The organism is Protofrankia symbiont of Coriaria myrtifolia, from assembly GCF_900634755.1.
In the GTDB taxonomy this organism is placed as follows: domain Bacteria; phylum Actinomycetota; class Actinomycetes; order Frankiales; family Frankiaceae; genus Protofrankia; species Protofrankia coriariae.
This window is the reverse complement of record NZ_CAAAFS010000062.1, coordinates 4,665-20,754: the sequence shown is the minus strand read 5'-3', so window position 1 is coordinate 20,754 and position 16,090 is coordinate 4,665. Positions and strand designations below refer to the sequence as shown.

13 protein-coding genes are annotated in these 16,090 nt (G+C 69.9%); 7 read left to right on the top strand and 6 right to left on the bottom strand.

Features of this window, described 5'->3' with window-relative positions:
- Positions 1-9 precede the first annotated feature (9 nt).
- Positions 10-804 carry a DUF6286 domain-containing protein gene (locus CM1CMNOD_RS03235; protein WP_131772116.1) on the top strand — a complete coding sequence of 265 codons (795 nt, stop codon included), beginning with the start codon at positions 10-12 and terminating at the stop codon, positions 802-804.
- Positions 801-1,526, top strand: coding sequence for an alkaline shock response membrane anchor protein AmaP (amaP, locus tag CM1CMNOD_RS03230; protein ID WP_013872236.1), 726 nt, complete (start codon positions 801-803; stop codon positions 1,524-1,526). Before CM1CMNOD_RS03235 ends, amaP begins: the two co-directional genes overlap by 4 nt.
- 335 nt (positions 1,527-1,861) lie before the next feature.
- On the opposite strand, the gene rsmA is transcribed toward amaP, so the two are convergent.
- A complete protein-coding gene (rsmA, locus tag CM1CMNOD_RS03225; RefSeq protein ID WP_013872235.1) occupies positions 1,862-2,821 on the bottom strand; it encodes a 16S rRNA (adenine(1518)-N(6)/adenine(1519)-N(6))-dimethyltransferase RsmA in 960 nt (319 codons plus the stop codon).
- 113 nt (positions 2,822-2,934) lie between these two features.
- Positions 2,935-3,759, bottom strand: a complete 825-nt coding sequence (locus CM1CMNOD_RS03220; RefSeq protein WP_013872234.1) for a TatD family hydrolase — start codon at positions 3,757-3,759, stop codon at positions 2,935-2,937.
- A gap of 320 nt (positions 3,760-4,079) precedes the next feature.
- On the opposite strand from CM1CMNOD_RS03220, the gene CM1CMNOD_RS03215 reads away from it, so the two are divergent.
- On the top strand, positions 4,080-5,156 hold the full coding sequence (locus tag CM1CMNOD_RS03215; RefSeq protein WP_241245606.1) for an ABC transporter substrate-binding protein: 1,077 nt from the start codon (positions 4,080-4,082) through the stop codon (positions 5,154-5,156).
- A gap of 248 nt (positions 5,157-5,404) precedes the next feature.
- Positions 5,405-5,962: a YdcF family protein gene (locus CM1CMNOD_RS03210; RefSeq protein ID WP_013872232.1), complete on the top strand. Its 558-nt coding sequence runs from the start codon at positions 5,405-5,407 to the stop codon at positions 5,960-5,962.
- 277 nt (positions 5,963-6,239) lie between these two features.
- On the opposite strand, the gene rsmI is transcribed toward CM1CMNOD_RS03210, so the two are convergent.
- The gene (gene rsmI, locus CM1CMNOD_RS03205) at positions 6,240-7,148 is read right to left on the bottom strand and encodes a 16S rRNA (cytidine(1402)-2'-O)-methyltransferase (protein WP_050803318.1); all 909 of its coding nucleotides are present in this window, start codon (positions 7,146-7,148) and stop codon (positions 6,240-6,242) included.
- Between the two features lie 39 nt (positions 7,149-7,187).
- Between rsmI and CM1CMNOD_RS03200 the strand changes: the two genes are divergently transcribed.
- The gene (locus CM1CMNOD_RS03200; protein WP_013872230.1) at positions 7,188-8,861 is read left to right on the top strand and encodes a dolichyl-phosphate-mannose--protein mannosyltransferase; all 1,674 of its coding nucleotides are present in this window, start codon (positions 7,188-7,190) and stop codon (positions 8,859-8,861) included.
- On the opposite strand, the gene CM1CMNOD_RS03195 is transcribed toward CM1CMNOD_RS03200, so the two are convergent.
- Together CM1CMNOD_RS03195 and CM1CMNOD_RS03190 are read right to left on the bottom strand one after the other, a co-directional pair.
- Positions 8,794-10,320, bottom strand: a complete 1,527-nt coding sequence (locus CM1CMNOD_RS03195) for a hypothetical protein (protein WP_013872229.1) — start codon at positions 10,318-10,320, stop codon at positions 8,794-8,796. The two genes, CM1CMNOD_RS03200 and CM1CMNOD_RS03195, sit on opposite strands and share 68 nt — an antisense overlap.
- Before the next feature lie 349 nt (positions 10,321-10,669).
- Positions 10,670-12,010: a glycosyltransferase family 2 protein gene (locus CM1CMNOD_RS03190; protein ID WP_237702968.1), complete on the bottom strand. Its 1,341-nt coding sequence runs from the start codon at positions 12,008-12,010 to the stop codon at positions 10,670-10,672.
- 747 nt (positions 12,011-12,757) lie between these two features.
- On the opposite strand from CM1CMNOD_RS03190, the gene CM1CMNOD_RS03185 reads away from it, so the two are divergent.
- The gene (locus CM1CMNOD_RS03185; protein WP_013872226.1) at positions 12,758-12,961 is read left to right on the top strand and encodes a hypothetical protein; all 204 of its coding nucleotides are present in this window, start codon (positions 12,758-12,760) and stop codon (positions 12,959-12,961) included.
- A 466-nt stretch (positions 12,962-13,427) separates the two neighbouring features.
- On the opposite strand, the gene CM1CMNOD_RS03180 is transcribed toward CM1CMNOD_RS03185, so the two are convergent.
- Positions 13,428-13,904 carry a hypothetical protein gene (locus CM1CMNOD_RS03180; protein WP_241247518.1) on the bottom strand — a complete coding sequence of 159 codons (477 nt, stop codon included), beginning with the start codon at positions 13,902-13,904 and terminating at the stop codon, positions 13,428-13,430.
- Positions 13,905-14,619: 715 nt separating this feature from the next.
- On the opposite strand from CM1CMNOD_RS03180, the gene CM1CMNOD_RS03175 reads away from it, so the two are divergent.
- A partial coding sequence (locus CM1CMNOD_RS03175; protein WP_131773829.1) for a glycoside hydrolase family 15 protein occupies positions 14,620-16,090 on the top strand: 1,471 nt, incomplete at its 3' end.

Here is a 16,090-nt window from a genome sequence, read left to right as displayed (position 1 = left end):
GCGGCCGGCGTGATCGCGATAGTCGAGATGGTGAACGCGGCCCTGGACAAGAGGTACGCCGTCGTCAACTGGCAGTCGGCCGCCAACGTCATGGCACGTAACACCTGGTCCGACACTGGCCTGACGGTTCTCGCCGTCGCCGCGATCACAGCCGGGGCGCTGTTGCTCGTCCTGGGACTGCGGCGTGGCCAGCCGGAATGGCTCGCGCTACAACCGGTCTCGACCGATACCCACGGGTTCGTCTCCCGTTCCGCTCTCAGGCACGCGCTGGGTGACGCCGCCGCGGAGGTCGACGGTGTCAGCTGGGCGAAGGTACGTCTCCAGCGCCGCACCGCGACAGTCGTGGTCGAACTGCTCCCCGGCAGCGGCGCGGACACCTCCGCGCAGGTACTTGAGCGGGTCCGTGGCCACCGGGCGTTCCGCGGCCTGCTGGCCGTACCGAAGGTGAAGGTGCTGGCCAAGGCATCCCAGCACCCTGTCCGTGACCGTGACGTCGTGCCAGAACCGGTGGCCCTGATCCCCCCAGCGCCCGCCGTCCCGCCTCCCGCAGCATCCGATGTCACCTCAGGTACGCCCACCACCGCTGTGCCGCCTGCCGCTGTGCCGCCTGCCGCGGCGTCACCCACCGCGGAATCCTCCACGGCGCCAGGTGCTCCCACGCCCGCGTCGTCCGCGCCGGTGGCAGCGGCCAACTTCGGCACGCCGACGCGACGCGTGCCATCTCCGGGGGGCTTGGACCTGCCCCAGCCTGACCCGACAAGCGGCCAGCCCGATCCGGCAGGCGGCCGGGAGGAGGAACGATGAGCGGAACCGCCATCTCGGTCAGTGACGACCCATGGGCCGACAGCCCGATTCCTCGGCTGGGAGCACTGACGAAGCCGAGCGAGGTGGAGAACGTGGCGAACGTCGAGGAACCGGTGCGATCCGGTCCGGCCCGGTCGCGTCGGCATCCGGCCACCCACAGGGTCGACCGGTTCAACCGGGTGATACTCACCCTGCTGGGGCTGACACTGTTGGGCGCCGGAGTGGTCATCCTGCTAGCCGGTAACGGCGTGTTCGGGACAGAGGCCACCGACCAGCCAATTCCCACTCCGGGCAATCGCTCTTTTGCCAACAGTCACAGCTGGTTCTGGCCGGTGGTGGGAGTGGCCACAACCGTGGTTGTGCTGCTGGCGCTGATCTGGCTGTCGGCACAGTTCTCCTCGAGCCGGCTGTCCAGGCTGCACGTGACGGACGACCGGTTCGGGCATGTCCAGGTGGACGGTCAGGACTTCGCCGCGGCAGTAGAGAACGAGCTGGCCGGCGCGGACGGAGTCCGGCAGGTGCACGCGCGGCTGCTGGGCAGCGAGAAGCAGCCGCTGCTGCAGGTGGTCGTGACCGTGCGTCCCGACGCGGACGTCCACCGGATCCGCTCCGCCATCGAAGAAGTCGCGCTGCCGTATGTCCGTGGGACCGTGGCACGCCCGCGCCTTGCCGTCGAGCTGAAACTCGTCCCGGACGCGCACCACGACAGTCGCGTGCGCTGAGCACATCCGGGGATTCGCCCACCCGGAACGCGCGGCGCGGCCCGCGGCGGTGGCCTGCCCGCTCAGGTACGGAGAATCCACCCGCCCGGGACGGGCACGGGCACCATCGAAGATCGATACGTGTTTGTCGCTGGATACGTTCACCGGACTGAAAACGTACCCAGCGACAAACACGCCTTCGTCGGGCTCCGTACTCCAGACCAGGATTCTGCCGGTGATGACGGACGACGCCCGTGCTACCGGCATTCAGTGCTACCGGCATTCAGTGCTACCGGCATTCAGTGCTACCGATATTCAGTGCTATTGGCATACCGCCGGCCAGAGCCGGCCTGCCGTCATTCGGCCTCAGTCTCGATCCCAATCCTGGATTCGGGATCGAGGCGGGCCAGAGCGAGGCGGGTGAAGGCGGCCACGTCCAGGATCTCGCCCCTGGCGGACGGGTCGATGCCCGCGGCCAGCGCGAGACGCTCGGCCTGGTCCGCCGATCCCGCCCAGCCCGACAGCGCCGCCCGCAGCGTCTTGCGGCGCTGCGCGAAGGCCGCGTCCACCGCGGCGAAAACGGCCCGGCGCAACCGCGGCGACCCTTGCCGATCATGACGGCTGAACGCCACCAGGGACGAATCGACGTTCGGCTGCGGCCAGAACACCGCCCGCGGCACCGGACCTGCCGGCCGCGCCGACGCGTACCAGGCCATCTTCACGCTCGGCACGCCGTACACCCGCCCGCCTGGCGACGCGGTCAGCCGGTCGGCGACCTCCGCCTGCACCATGACCAGCCCGCGCCTGACCGACGGAAAGCGTTCAAGTACGCCGAGCAGCAGCGGGACAGCCACGTTGTAGGGCAGGTTCGCGGCGAGGACACTCGGCGGGTCGCCGGAGATGTCCGCGGGCTCCAGGCGCAGCCCGTCCGCCGCCAGCACGGTCAGGCGGGCCGCAACCGCTGGTCCGAGCCGCGCCGTGACGGTCGCAGGCAGTGCCGTGGCCAGCGCCTCGTCCAGTTCGACCGCGACGACCCGGCGGGCGGCCGGCAGCAGACCGAGGGTCAGCGAGCCCAGCCCGGGACCGATCTCCAGGACGGTCTCGTCCGGCTCGACACCTGCCAGGCGTACCAGCCGACGGACGGTGTTGGGGTCGACGAGAAAGTTCTGACCACGGCGCTTGGTCGGCCGTATGCCGACAGCGGCGCTGATCGACCGTACGTCCGCCGGTGTGAGCAGACCATCGGGCAGCCCCGAACCAGACGACGACCCGCCGGACGACAGCGGAGCTGAAGAACCCGTGCTGGAAGAATCCATGCCAGAAGAATCCGTACCGGAAAACAGCCGACCGGAAAAGCCCAGAGCAGAAGGCGGCAGAGCGGGAGTGCCCATATCGGACGACGGGGAGACGGGAGTACCCGGGTCGGGGGCTACCAGGGCCCGAACATTCGTTCGGAGGTGGCGGCGATCGCCGACGCCAGGGCGTCGACGTCCTCCCCGCGAGCAGCAGCCAGCACACGCAGCGTCAGCGGTATCAGATATGGGCCGTTCGGCCGGCCCCGCCACGGCACAGGAGTGAGGAACGGGGCGTCCGTCTCGACCAGGAGCAGGTCACGGGGCGCAACGGCGGCAGCGTCCCGCAGACGTTGCGCGTTGTTGAACGTCACATTCCCGGCGAAGGACATCACATAGCCGGCGTCGGCGCAGACCTTCGCCATGGCCTCGTCTCCGGAGAAGGCGTGGAAAACCACTCGTTCGGGCGCGCCTTCCTCGGCGAGGATACGCAGTGTGTCCTCGTGCGCCTCCCTGTCATGAATCATGAGGGTGCGGTCGGTCTGCTTGGCGATCACGATATGGCGGCGGAAGCTGTCCTGCTGAGCGGTGTGCCGCTCAGCAGGCGTGCGGTAGTAGTCCAGGCCGGTTTCCCCGACCGCCCGTACCTTCGGCGCCGCGGCCAGTTCGGCGATCTCGGTGAACGTCTCCTCGTCCACGCCGCTGGCAGCCTCGTTCGGGTGGATCGCGACAGCGGCGTAGACGTCGGGATGCCCGGCCGCGACCTGCGCCTGCCAACGGCTGGTCGGCAGGTCGACTCCCACCGTCACCAGCCGTCGGACACCGACGGCCTGTGCCGCCGCGACGGCCACTGCCACATCCCCACCCATGATGTCGAGGTGGCAGTGGCTGTCGATCACCTCCACCGACAACGGCGGCGGCTCGGGCGGAGGGTCGCCACGGCGTCCACCGTCGCGTGCCATCTACCGCTCACCCACCTTTCTTCCGACACGTCCCGCCGGTGACGCGGGACGTGTCGACCAAGGCGCTCCCCGTTGACAGGGAACGCCCCGGGCGGAAGCGCTCCGTCGGACCGATCCTACGGAACCGCGGAAAGCGGACGGCAGACGAGCGATCCAAGCCCGGACGCCCGTCCGTCCACCCGCCGCGTCCACGGCCGAGACGCCGGAACAAGCCACCCCCATGGCGGGGGTGTCATAACAACGTCGGCACACTGTTGAACATCGCAGTCCCATCACCTGGTAGACAGGTACCGATGTCCTCGTCGCTCGCTGTTGCGCTGGTGACTCCGCTGACTGGTCCGGCGGCCGTCCACGGTCTGACCACCCTGCGCGCGGTCACGTTGTGGGCTCGTGATGAGCAGCTTCCGCCGCCGTGGGACGACATCAACGTCACCGCGTACGACGCGCATCCGCATCCCGCGGCGGCGATGCGTGCCGCGGCCGCGGCGCGGCCGGATGTGATCTTCGGTCCGTACGGTCAGCGCAGCGCGCTGGCCGCGTGTGCCGCCACCGACCGGGTCGTGTTCAACATCGGCGCGCCCTCGACCCGGTTCGTCCGCCAGGCGTTCCCGAACGTCGTCAATCTGCTCTCCCCTCATTCGACGTGGACGCGGGGGCTGCTCGCCGCGGTCCGCGCCGCCGACCGGCAGGCCCGCAGGGTCACGGTGCTGCTGGCCTCCGACGACCGGGCGCTGGAAGTCGTCTCCGTCGTGCGGGCCGCCGCGGCCCGGCTGGGCTTCGAGGTCGCCTCCAGCGTGTTCCGTCCCGGCCGGGTCATGATCGCCGCACGCCGGCTCCCGCCCGCGGACGTTCTGATCGTCCAGGGTGATCCGGACGACGAGAACGCCGCGGCCGAGGTGCTGCTGCGCAGGCCGTGGCGGGCGGCGGCGTTCTCCACCGCCGGGCATGACGGCGCGCTGACCGCACTGCGTGATCGCCGCGACGGCCTGCTGGGCCCGCGGGCCTGGTCACCACGGCTGCCCGCGGATGCTGGCACCGGTCCGAGTGTGTCCGAGTTCGTTGCCTGCTACCAACGGATGTACGACCAACTGCCGGCCGCGACCGCGGCGGTGGCCTACGCGGCCGGGCTGGTTCTGGGCCGCTGTGTCTGGGCGAGTGGCCGGGCCGACGACCCTCATGTGCTCGCCGCCGCGCGCACGCTCGACACGTCCACTCTGCTGGGCCGTTTCCGTCTCGACGAGGCCACCGGCCTCCAGGTCGGTCACCACAGCCATCTCGTGCAGTGGCGGGACGATGTTGCGCATGTGGTCTGGCCCGCCGACCGGGCGCAGTCTCCACTGGCCTACCCTCGCTCGCGGATCGGGGTGGCGCGGCAGCACGCCATGACCGCCTCATGAGAAAGCCGGGCGGACCCGTCCGGCTGCCGGGACGGTTCGCCCGGGCCCGGCAGCCGGGCCGATTCGGGTGGATGCCGGGTCCCACCCCAGGCCGGCAGGAACATCGCCCGCTCCGGGCCCGGACTTCAGGCCGGTTCAGACGGACACCGAACAGGCTCGCCCGGATACCAGGCCAGTTCACCCGGGCTTCGGGCCAGTTCGGACGGACACCGGACCGGCCCGCCCAGATGCCAGCCTGGTTCAGGCGGATGCCGGACCGGCCCGCTCGGACGCGAGGCTGGCTCGGACGGGTGCCGGGTGGACGGGTCGGGATCGGGATCGGCCTGGCCGCCGTGCTGTTCCTCACCGCGACCGGGCGGTTGTTCGTCTGGCCGGTCCGGGATGCCCCGGAGCCGGTCGACGCGATCGTGATGTATGCCGGCAGCCCCGGCCGGCTGGCCAGAGCGATCGAACTGGTCCGGGCCGGGTACGCACCGGTGCTGGCCGTGTCGACCCCGCCCGGGGCCGACGACCCGTGCCCGGCCGCCCTGCCCGGCATACAGGTGATCTGCTTCCGCCCGGACCCGGTCACCACCCAGGGTGAGGCACGGATGACCGCGGAACTGGCCACCCGTTATGGCTGGCGATCCGTAATGATCGTGGTGGGGACCCCGCAGGATACCCGGGCGCGGCTACGGGTGAAACGGTGTTACGAGGGCCGCGCCCTGTTCGTCACCGTCTCCCCACGACTACGCGGCTGGCCATACGCGATCAGCTACGAATGGGCTGCCATGATCAAGGCCCTGACCATCCAACGAAACTGCTGACCCCTCCGGCGGCCATTCCCTCACCAGCACCCCACTGTCAGACCGAAACACCTTCTCAGGTTGTCCGTGTCCGGAGTACCACGATGATGCGGAAGCCGGGCGTGGATGCTCCTGGGGGCTATATCGATGGATGCCCGGTGCAATGCAACGACCGGCCTGAACCGCCCGGTCTCTAAAAAACCCAGGACGGTTCAGGCCGGCGGCGAGCGCCCGCAACAGGACGTTTAGGCCCTTGCATGGCCGGACCAGCCAGCCGACGTCCGGCGCGGGCCGGCGCTCACCCGCGCTGATGTCCCCGATCGGTTCGGCTGCGGTCGTTCTTGGCGGCGAGGACGGCGTCGTAGACGAAACGGCGGGGGACCCCGTGCTCGGCCGCCACCGCCACGAGGGCCGTCTTGCGCGGTATTCCGGCGGCTTCGCGGGCGGCGACCTCCGCCGCGAGCGCGGCGGAGAGGACGGCCGCGGCCGGCGTGCCCGGTTGCGGCTGCGGCTGCGACGACGTCCCGGGTCGGCCCGCCACCACCAGGGTGATCTCGCCCCGGATCTCCCGCTCGCGGGCCCATGCCGCCAGCGCGCCGAGATCGTCCCGGACGATCTCCTCCCAGGTCTTGGTCAGTTCGCGGCACATCACGGCCGCGCGGTCGGGTCCGAAGGCCGCGGTAAGATCGTCCAGTGTTGCGGGCAGCCGGTGCGGAGCCTCCAGGATGACCAGTGTGCGCCGCTCCCCGGCCAGTTCGGCCAGGCGTGACCGGCGCTCGCCCGGCCGGCGCGGCAGGAAACCCTCGAACACCCAACGGTCCGTGGGCAGCCCGCTGACAGCGAGCGCGGCGGTCACCGCGGACGGCCCCGGAACGACCGTCACCGCCACCCCGGCCGTGACGGCGGCGGCCACCACCCGGAAACCCGGATCCGACACGGCCGGCATGCCCGCGTCCGTGATGAGCGCGACGGTGGCTCCCGCGCGCAGGTGGGAGAGCAGGAAGTCCGCGCGGGAGGACTCGTTGGCGTCGAAGCAGGAGACCACCCGCCCGGTGATGGTGACGCCGAGGGCCGCGGTCAGCCGGCGCAGGCGGCGGGTGTCCTCGGCCGCGACGATGTCGGCGCGGGCCAGCACCTCGCCCAGGCGGGGGCTGGCATCGCGAACGTCACCGATCGGCGCACCGCAGAGCACCAGAGTTCCGGACACCCGCCGAGTCTGCCAGGTGCCACCACCTACATTGATGCGGTGGCGGTGACAGCGACCTATCCGATCGTGGACGGCGGCGAGCCGCGAACCACGGTCGTCACTAAAAGTAATCGCGATGGCCTGAGCCAGCGGGAGCGGCTGGCACCGCCGATGCCAACAGACCGGCTCGCCGGCTGGCTCGCGTCGCTGGCGATCGCGGCGGTCGCCGGTGTCCTGCGGTTCTGGCAGCTCACCGAACCGCGCGGCATCTACTTCGACGAGGTCTACTACACCCACGACGCCTACGGCCTGCTCACCCACGGCTACGAGCTGAGCGACATCAAGAGCGGGTGCGACGGCCCCGGGTTCGTCGTCCATCCGCCGCTGGGCAAGTGGCTGATGGCCGTGTCCGAGTGGCTCTTCGGGTACACCGACTGCGCCGGGATCCGCCACGGCAGTCCCGAACTGGGCTGGCGTTTCGCCTCCGCGGTCGCGGGGACGCTGGCGGTGCTCGTGCTTGCCCGGATCGCCAGGCGGATGTTCCGCTCGACGTTGCTCGGCTGTTTCGCCGGCCTGCTGCTCGCCTTCGACGGCCTGGCGTTCGTCCAGAGCCGGATCGGCATCCTCGACATCTTCCTGATGACCGGGCTCGTGCTGGCCCTGGCCTGCCTGGTCCTCGACCGAGATCACGGACGGGCCAGGCTGGCCGCCGGCCTCGTGGACGCCAGCAACATCCCCCTCGGCGGGCAAGCGAGCAAGGACGTATCCGAAGCGGGAAACGACAATCAAGAATCACTAAGTAGCCTCTACAAGACAGATAGTAATAAATTGCGCTTCGGGGCGCGTCTTGGCGCGCGCCCGTGGCGGCTGGCATGCGGACTGTGTCTCGGTGCGTCCCTGGGAGTGAAGTGGAGCGCCGTCTACACGCTCGTGGGATTCGCCGCGCTGGCCATCGCCTGGGATGCCGGGGCACGCCGGACGGCGGGTGCGCGACGGCCGGTCCTGGCAGCCGTGCGACGGGACGGGCCGCAGTGGTTCGTGAGCTTCATACCGCTCCCGGTCATCGTTTTCTTCGCGACGTGGACCGGATGGTTCGTCACCGACGGCGGTTACAACCGCCACCGTTTCGGTGACGGCGTGTGGGCGGCATTGCACGGCTGGTGGTACTACCAGCAGCAGATCTTCCACTTCCACGAGCACCTGGACGCCTCGCACCCGTACGCGTCCAAGCCGCTGAGCTGGCTGGTGCTGGGCCGGCCGGTCGCCTACTTCTACAGCACGCCCAAGGCCGGGGAGCCCGGGTGCACCTCCCCGGCCGGCTGCTCCCGGGAAATTCTCGCGATCGGCAATCCGGCGATCTGGTGGGTCGGGGTGCTGGCGCTGGTCGGGGTGCTGGCGCTGTGGGTCAGTCGCCGGGACTGGCGGGCCGGCCTCGTCCTGGTCGGCTTCACAACGTCGTTCCTGCCGTGGCTGGCCTTCCCCAACCGGACGATGTTCCTGTTCTACGCGCTGCCGCTGCTGCCGTTCCTCATTCTCGGGCTGACCGCGCTCGCGGGGGTCGCCCTGGGCCCCCGAACAGCCTCTGACCTGCGGCGACTGGTCGGTTCGCTGACGGTCGGCATCTACGCGATCGTCGTCGTGCTGCTGTTCGTCTACTTCTATCCGATCATGGCGGCGCAGGTGATCCCGACCTCGGCGTGGCGGGTGAGGATGTGGTTCCCCGGCTGGATCTGACGCGCCGCCGCCAGCCGGTCCGGCCCGCCCGGCCGACCAGGTCCGGGGGCGGGCCCGGGGGTGGCTCCGGCCGGGTCGGCAGATCCGGCCCGGCGCGGCGGCCGGCCGGCCTGGTCCGCGCGCGGACGAGCCGTAGCTGCGCCACCGCGAACGCCCCGGCCGGCGGCAGGCAGACCAGTACCGGCAGCAGGTAGCGATAGTCGAACACCGCCGTCGCGCAGGGCACCACCAGCAGAACCAGACCCATCCCCACCAGCAGCAGACAGTCCTGACGGATCCGGAGCAGCCCGTAGCCGGCGGCGGCCATCGCCGCCAGCACACCCATCAGCACACAGCCGGCGAGCAACGGCCCCGGGGTGAATCCGACCGACTGGTATCCGCGCAGCAGACCGCCCAGGACCGCGTCGTGGCGGCGGGGCGTGACCGCGCCGTCGAAGTCCCGCAGCGACCGGTGTATCTGCCAGCGGGGATCGGGATGCCCCGCCCGGAACTGCCAGGTGGCCAGGTACCAGTCCCGGGAGCCGACACGGCGCACCGGCTCGAAACAGTGCGTGACGTCGTGCGCCACCAGCCGGGTGTACTCCCTCGGCTGCGCGACGATCACCTTGAGGGCGAACCGCCGGAACACCGTGTTCGTTTCGGCGCCGAACGGGCCGAAGGCGGCTCGTGGGCTGTTCGCGTCCCAGTCGTAGTAGTTCGGGCCGGGCCGTTCCCCGGGCGGGTGCGGTGAGCACAGCGGCAGTTCGCGGGGTGTCACCTGGATGCGCGAGCAGTCCGCGAACTCGGCGACCCGGCCCCACAGGAAGAACCCGTCGGCGTTCTGCAGGGCGAAGTTCCCGTACACGGCGGCGAACCATGCCGCGTATGCCGCCAGGGGCAGGGTGACGCCCGCCCCGAAGGCGACGAGCCGGCGTACCCCGACCGACCGGGCGAGCAGGTACACCGCGGCGAGCACCGGCAGCACCAGCGCGACCGAGCGGGTGAGCGTGGCGGCCGCCAGCAGCGCGTCCGCCCCGGCGCACATGCTCCCGCTCGGGCGCTCACGCCACAGCAGCGCCAGGACCGCCGCGGTCAGCAGCGCCGCGAAGAGTGTCTCCGCCATGACCATCTGTTCGATGTTCACCTGGTAGGCGTCCAGCAGCACCGGCGCGGCCGCCGCGGCGGCCAACCTGCGGGACAGCCCCCGGTGCACCGACAGGCCGTACAGCGCCGCTCCGATCCCGAGACCGAGCAGATGTTGGACGACGGGCACGACCGCGATGGACGGCGACCAGGAGAACAGCTTCAGGAACGCGGAGTAGCCGAACGGCCTGACCTGGCCCGGGCGGAGTTCCTTCGCGTACCACAGGTAGGAGTAGGAGTCCCCGTAGAACTCCAGGGCCGGCCAGCAGGCGAACAACGCCGTGGCCCGCAGCAGCGCGCCGCCGGCCAGCAGTACCACGAACAACCGGTCCCGCACCCGTCCGGCTCTGAACCGGCCGCGTCGCGGTCAGACGCGTCAAGCCCGGCCGGGACGGACCCGGTCACGTCGAGCGCGATCACGTCGACGTCGGGCCGCCCGGCGAATCGCTCACGTAGCGCCCGCAGGCAGAACGCGTCGGTGTCGGAAACGGTCAGATGGTCGTATCCGCGCAGGCCCGCGGCGAATTCGCCCAGCCCCGACCCGACCTCCAGGATCCGTCGGCCGCAGTGCGGCGAGACCAGATCGAGCTCGAAACGCCGGTAGTTGGCCGCGGCCGCACCGCCGAGGTGGTTCTCCAGTACCCGTGGGTCGACCCCGCCCGGCGGGGCGGTCATGGCCGCCGCGGTCATCGCCCGTCCCCCGGCGTACCGACCCCGCTCCTCGGTGCGCCGGCTCCGTCGCTCGGCAGGCCAGGCTCCGGGGACTGGTCCTCCGGTCGGCTACTGGGTGCTCGCCCGCTCGCTGGCTCGCCGGGCCGTGGGCTCCCGGTGCCGCCGTGGGCGGCGGCGACGCCTTCCGTGGTCAGCAGGTGCAGGAAGAAGGAGACGAACCCGGTCCCGGCGCCGAGCACCGCTACCGTCATCGCCAGCAGTCCCGGTCGCGCCTGCTCCAACGCGCCGGCGCCGGTGACGATCCAGCGTCCCAGCACGGCCGCCTCGACAGCGCAGCCGACGACGAACAGGACGCCACCGGCCGCCAGGCCACGCTCCAGCGTGAAGTACCGGTACCCGCGGGCGAGCGGTGGACGCGAGTAGCCGGCCCGGCCGGACACGCGGTTGTGGATGTCGGTGAAGACCCCGAGCAGCACCACCTGCCAGCCGAGGACGGCGACCATCGCGGACAGCACCCAGAAATGGACGTCGAAACGGCGAGGACCGGCATCGGGAAGCAGCAGCGGGAGCACCAGTTGCCCGGCCATACCAGCAACGAGCAACAGCAGGCCCGGGATGACGAACAGGCTGCGGGGCGCGAGCGGCAACATGAAACGGACATGCCGCCAGCCGTCCCGCAGCGAACGGAGCTTGGACACACCGACCCGGCGGTGATCGGTGATCGGCACTTCCGCGACCCGCAGGCCGGAGCGGGCGGCCAGGATGACCAGCTCCGAGGCGAACTCCATACCCGCGCACCGGGGCCGCATACGCTCGTACGCGGCACGGGTGAACGCGCGCATCCCGGAGTGCGCGTCGGACGAGGCGGCACCGAAGAGCCTGTTGAGCATCCCGCTGAGCAGTGGATTGCCCCGATAGCGATGCGACCAGGGCATGGCACCTGGCATGATCTTCCCGCTGAAACGGGAACCGCGAACATGGTCGGCCCGCCCGGCCCGCAGTGGCTCGACAAGCGCCGCAAGCTCACGAAAATCGTACGAGCTGTCGGCGTCCCCCATCGCCAGATAACAGCCCCGGGCCACCGCGAATCCGACCAGGCAGGCATTTCCGTAACCCTGCCGCGATTCGGTCAGAACCCGTGCGCCGGCCGCACGGGCGACCGGAATCGACATGTCCGTGGAACCGTTGTCGACGACTATCACCTCTCCGGTGAGCCCGGTGTCGGCAATACCGGCGAATGCCCTGGCCACACAGATCCCGACCGACGCCTCCTCATCGAGACAAGGCATGATCACAGAAATCTCGACGCTACCGGGCGCACCGGCGCAGAACTCGACGGCAGCCTGATCGACCACGCCGGAATCAACAGCGCCAGCTCCGGGGCCGATGGCAACAGCAACGGAATCGACAACAGCATGGCCAGTACCTCTGGAAGCGACCGCGACAGCGCCCGGGCCGCCGGCAACGGCGCTGGAACCACCGGAGGCGGCGGAGGAACCCGAGGAACCCGAGGAACCGGAGGGATCGGAGGGATCGGAGGGATCGAGAACGGCGGCGACAGCGCCGGGAACAGCGGAAACGGTCATGACTGGGACGGGGAGCGCGACCGCGCCGCCCGCTTCCCGCATACCCCCCGCGGCGGAAGCGTCGGTGGTCGATCCACCCAGCTGGCGGGGAAGCCCGGTCCGTCCGGCTTCCTCGCCCGCCTGCCGGGAGACGGCTTCGGCCGGAGTCCCGGACCCGGCAGAAGCGTGATCGCAATCATGCGCGCACGGCCGTCGACCCCGCGGCGCGGGACGACCCGGGCCACCAACCGGGTCGTGAGGACCGCCGAGTTCTCAGTCACGAGACCTCCTGATGCAATCAACAATAGGCGCTATCTGCAACGGTACCGACGCTTAAAGTGAAGTAAGAGCAAGAGTGGACCGCGAGTCGCCTACTTTGAGCAAGGAATATCTTGCATTTAGCAATATCATTGTGTGAAGCACACCGATGCGCTCATCGGTTACCGGGGGGTGCCTGCCGGTACGACTACGCGATCAGGGATGGTGGGAGGAACCAAACCGGCTCCTCACAGCCGACACAGGAGGGAAGGAACCACCATGGCGGATGTCTCGGTGCGCTTTGCGATGACCGATGACAGCGAGATCGTGCTGAACCTGTCACTCACGCAGGCGATCCGACTGACCGAAGCCATCGCGTCCAAAGTCAGTCAGGCCATGACGGAACAGCCACCACGAGGCAGCCTCAACGGCAGCTCCTACGGCGGGCCGTCCGTGCGCCCCGGCCCTTATTCCACGTCCTGAGGACGTCCTGACGGCCGACGCACGGACCCCAGTCCCGGGCCCGCCCCCCGCCCGGCACAGGGACAGCCAGCCACCAGCGCCCCGGGGACGCGGGCCGACCGCCTGTCGGCGCGGTGCCGCCCAGCGACACCCACCAGCGCCCCGGGGAGGCGGGTACGGGAAAGCCGCGACGGGACCGCCTCCGGCGGGACGCGGATCCCCGACCAGGCCCGCAGCAGGCCCGCAGGACGTGAATGCGATGCTGCCGCGACAGCGGCGGCTCCACATTCGTCCTGGCCTTCCCCGGCTCCTCCGGTCAACCCACCACGAACGACCGGCCACAGCCGCAGAAATCCCCACGTCGCCACAAAGAAATCTCGCACAGACAAATCCCGTCAAGATCACTGACAGGTGATCGCAGACCCACCACAGACGACCAGCCATAGACGCAGGGGACCCCAAATTGTTGCAAAGCAACAATTTGGGGTCAGCCGGTCAGCTGGGCGATGAGGGCCCGTAGCAGGTCGAGGTCGCGGCGGCGGATCTCCGCCGGTGAACGGCCGTCCACGCCGGCGGGGACGAAGGATGCCCGAACGCTGCGCAGTTTCTCCCGCAGGTGCTGGACCGCGGGTGGCGGCAGCAGGCCCTCACGCAGGAGCAGGACGACATGCCCGCCGTGCTCGACGACGTCGACGGGGGCGGCCATGGCCATGGTCACGACCCGGATGCCGAGTGGCTCCACCCGGTCGTACACCAGGAGCAACCGATCCTCCGCGATGATCTCTGCCGTGCCGTCGTCCCACAGCACGGTTGCCCGGGGCGCCTCGAAGGGTAACCAGCCGGCCGCCTCGACCCGGACCCGCTCCTCACCCGGTGTGGGTTCACGGTGTGGCGCCGCGTGCACGGCCAGGACGGTCCCGCAGCGTGACCAGACCCCACCGCCAAGATCATCAACCGGGGACACCCGGTCGCCTTTGGCGAACATGACAAGACCGCCCTGACCATTCTGTGCCGTTGGTCCCTGCGCCGGCATGCTGTGATCGTAGAGTGATATGAACGACCGCCGACATGGACGCCCGGACCCTCACTCCAGATCCGCCCCAGATTGCGCCCATCTGAACACTTTTCGTTACGAATTTATGATAACCCCAGGTCAGGGCCGACCCGTCTCGGCCGTTGCTGGCAGGCGTCCGACCGACGATCCAACCCAATGATCATTTCTGTCTGACGTCGGACAACCACGAACTGGCCCCGCCCCCAGCGTTGCCAGCTCCGACGTCACCATCCGTAACATCGCCACCAGTAACGCCACCGGCAGCGGCGGTCCGTCGGCGGCACGCTCCACCAGTACGCGGCGCGTTCCTCCGGGACACCGCATTAGCGGCGAAGCGACGTCGGGCAGCACCGACGTCGACGGCGCAGGCCCGACGCGGTGTCGACGTGCTCCAAGGTAGCCCCACGACGATCGATCGGTATCGCCTGACACTTCGAGAAGTTGGCGCTCACAGGCCAGTGGCCGGACGTACGTTCGCGGAAGCCCCTGGCCGGGTCGGTGGATGCGGGTGGCTGGCGACGACTGGCGATGGATGGCGGCCGTCCGAACAGCGCCCGCGTGATCGAGGATCCACGGACACGGTCCGAGCGATGATTCTGTCGACAGCCCATCGGAGAGGCCACTCATGCGCATGACCGGTTATCCGCCCATCGAAGAGCACGCGGTCATCGGTGACCTGCGCACGGTGGCACTCGTCGCGACCGACGGCACCATCGACTGGTACTGTCCGCAGCGCTTCGACGGGGCCTCGGTGTTCGCCAGCCTGTTGGACGCCGAACGCGGCGGCTCCTTCCGCATCCACTGCCCCGATTCCCGGGCCAAGCAGCTCTACCTGCCGGACTCCAACGTCCTGATGACCCGTTTCCTCGCCCCGCAGGCCGTCGGCGAGGTCGTCGACTTCATGGTCCCGGTGGACAGCGACGTCACCGAGTCACCGCACGCGGTCGTCCGGCAGGCCAGGGCGGTACGTGGCCGGGCCGAGTTCTCGCTGCGCTGTCACCCGCGCTTCGACTACGGGCGGGTATCCCACACAGTGACGATCGTCGACGGCCAGGGCGCGGTGTTCAACTCCCCCGTCGGCAGCCTCACCCTGCGTACCGCCATCCCGCTGGCCAGCGACGGCACCGGCGTCACCGCGACGTTCGCGCTCGACATGGGGCAGAGCGCGGACGTCGTCCTGGAGTGGAACACACCGATCCGCCCGCTGGTGGACGGCGAGGCCGAACAGCTGTTCAACCGTACCCTGACCTACTGGCAGAACTGGCTGCGCCGCAGCCGCTACCACGGCCGCTGGCGGGAGATGGTGAACCGCTCCGCGCTCGTGCTCAAACTGCTGGTCTACCGTCCCACCGGAGCACTGGTGGCGGCGCCCACCACCTCCCTGCCGGAGGAGCTCGGTGGCATCCGCAACTGGGACTACCGGTACACGTGGATCCGCGACGCCGCGTTCACCATCTACGCGCTCATGACGCTCGGGTTCACCGACGAGGCCGCCGCGTTCATGGACTGGCTGGAACAGCGCTGTCAGGAGGCCCCCGGCGACAAGGGCCTGCACGTCCTGTACAGCGTGGACGGCAACGCCGACCTCGACGAGATCGTCCTCGAGCACCTGCGCGGCTACCGCGACTCGAAACCCGTGCGGATCGGCAACGGCGCCGCCGGGCAGCTCCAGCTCGACATCTACGGCGAGCTCATGGACTCGGTGTACCTCTACAACAAGCTCGCCGCGCCGATCTCCTTCCAGCTGTGGGAGGCGCTCTCCCGCCAGCTGGACTGGCTCGCCAAGCACTGGGAGGAGCCCGACGAGGGCATCTGGGAGACCCGCGGCGGCCGGCAGCGCTTCACCTACTCGGCGCTGATGACCTGGGTGGCCTTCGAGCGGGCATGCCGGATATCCCGGCAGCGTGGCCTGCCCGGCCCGACCAACGAGTGGAAGGAGTACGCCGGCCGCGCGTACCGGTTCGTCCAGACCGCGGCGTGGGATCCGGTCCGTGGCGCGTACATGGAGCATCCCGGGTCGTCCCGGCTGGACGCGTCCCTGCTGTGCATGCCCCTGGTGAAGTTCTCCGGGCGCACCGACCCCCGTTTCCTGTCGA

Excerpts from the sequence above, each read along its gene's own strand:
- amaP (WP_013872236.1), top strand. The coding sequence starts at position 801 with ATGAGCGGAACCGCCATCTCGGTCAGTGACGACCCATGGGCCGACAGC.
- rsmA (WP_013872235.1), bottom strand. The coding sequence starts at position 2,821 with ATGGATTCTTCCAGCACGGGTTCTTCAGCTCCGCTGTCGTCCGGCGGG.
- CM1CMNOD_RS03185 (WP_013872226.1), top strand. The coding sequence starts at position 12,758 with ATGGCGGATGTCTCGGTGCGCTTTGCGATGACCGATGACAGCGAGATC.
- CM1CMNOD_RS03220 (WP_013872234.1), bottom strand. The coding sequence starts at position 3,759 with ATGGCACGCGACGGTGGACGCCGTGGCGACCCTCCGCCCGAGCCGCCG.
- CM1CMNOD_RS03210 (WP_013872232.1), top strand. The coding sequence starts at position 5,405 with ATGCCGGACCGGCCCGCTCGGACGCGAGGCTGGCTCGGACGGGTGCCG.